The 1,272-nt window shown below is 34.8% G+C and carries 2 protein-coding genes; both read left to right on the top strand.

Features of this window, described 5'->3' with window-relative positions:
* Window positions 1-191 precede the first annotated feature (191 nt).
* On the top strand, window positions 192-377 hold the full coding sequence (locus tag DW793_RS14275; RefSeq protein WP_118158543.1) for a hypothetical protein: 186 nt from the start codon (window positions 192-194) through the stop codon (window positions 375-377).
* Window positions 378-650: 273 nt separating this feature from the next.
* Complete coding sequence (locus DW793_RS14265) at window positions 651-950, top strand: hypothetical protein (RefSeq protein ID WP_118158541.1); 300 nt, start codon at window positions 651-653, stop codon at window positions 948-950.
* The last annotated feature ends 322 nt before the right edge of the window (window positions 951-1,272 follow it).

Raw genomic sequence — 1,272 nt, 5'->3', positions numbered from 1 at the left:
GGCTTCCTTTCTGATTTGAATTTGGTGTGGTAACTTTATTTTATCAGATTTTTGTCTATCTCTCTTTTCTTTTTTCTTAATTTTGTCCAATATCTATTGTAGCACTACAGTTGAGGTCAGCAACAGAGGAAAAATAGACTTGACATAAGCCTCTGCGAAGAGGTATAATAACAGAAAGGAGTGCTCCCTAAATGGACACTGCAAGCGTGAACCGAGAGGTTAAAGATAAGCTGTTCTGCTATATATTTGGCAACGAAGAAAACAAGCAATGGACGTTGGAACTGTTCAATGCAGTAAACGGGTCTGATTATACAGACCCAAATGAGATAACATATACTACTATCGATGATGTAATATATGTGAAGAGAAAAAAATGATGTATCGTTCTTGATCAGCGGATATATTAATTTGTACGAACAACAATCTACGTACAATCCTAATATGCCGGTCAGGGCTCTTATATATGCTGGAATGCTTTTTTCAGCGTATATTGAAAACAATGGGCTGAGCTATATTCAAGAAAAAGATTTAAACTGCCTACGCCAAAATGTATTTGTTTCTACAATGGAACAGATTATCAGTAAGAAAGAAAAGTTCTCAAACTATCTGACAGCTTTGAAAAAGAGTCGGATATAGAACTTTCGGTTTTAATGCTTAATATTAATATGGGCAACAACGAAGAACTGTTTAATGCGTGCAAACCATTAATGAACTATTCATGGTTTGTAGAAAAAGTTAGAACTCTAAGCAAAGAAATGGGTATAAAAGAAGCTGTGGATATAGCTATCACTGAAATGCCTGAAAGCTTTGCAATAAAGAGATTTCTCAGAAAAAACAAATCGGAGGTGGAACTTTTGTGTATTACAAGTTTTAGTGAACGTGATGAAAAGTGTATCCATGACGAAGGTTTTGAAGAAGGCGTTAGAGGGGCTGTTTTAATTGCTCGATAACTAGTCCAAACAAAAGAACAGACTATCTCACTTGTGCTGAAACAGTATGAGCTGGCACAGGAAGATGCAGAAAAGTATGTGGATAAGTACTGGAATGAGAAATAAGATAAGAAGCGGCATCCTCTGAACTTGGCTATTTCCACTTCCGTGTTGATAAATGTAAACTTTTTTTAGAAAATATGATATAATATAGTATAGAATTAAATAAAAAATAGGGTGTAAAACTTGATCGATCTTGATGATTTTTGGTATATAGTCAGGTCGCAACATTATACCAAAAGAGAAATGGAAATAATATATGGCAATTTGGAATACGTTCCGC

This window comes from Ruminococcus sp. AM31-15AC (assembly GCF_003462045.1).
In the GTDB taxonomy this organism is placed as follows: domain Bacteria; phylum Bacillota; class Clostridia; order Oscillospirales; family Ruminococcaceae; genus Hominimerdicola; species Hominimerdicola aceti.
Note: the sequence above shows the minus strand (reverse complement) of the source record. Positions and strands in the feature narration are given on the sequence as shown.

What these genes read in the sequence shown, in the direction of transcription:
- DW793_RS14275 (WP_118158543.1), top strand. Translation starts at nt 192, where the DNA reads ATGGACACTGCAAGCGTGAACCGAGAGGTTAAAGATAAGCTGTTCTGC.
- DW793_RS14265 (WP_118158541.1), top strand. Translation starts at nt 651, where the DNA reads ATGCTTAATATTAATATGGGCAACAACGAAGAACTGTTTAATGCGTGC.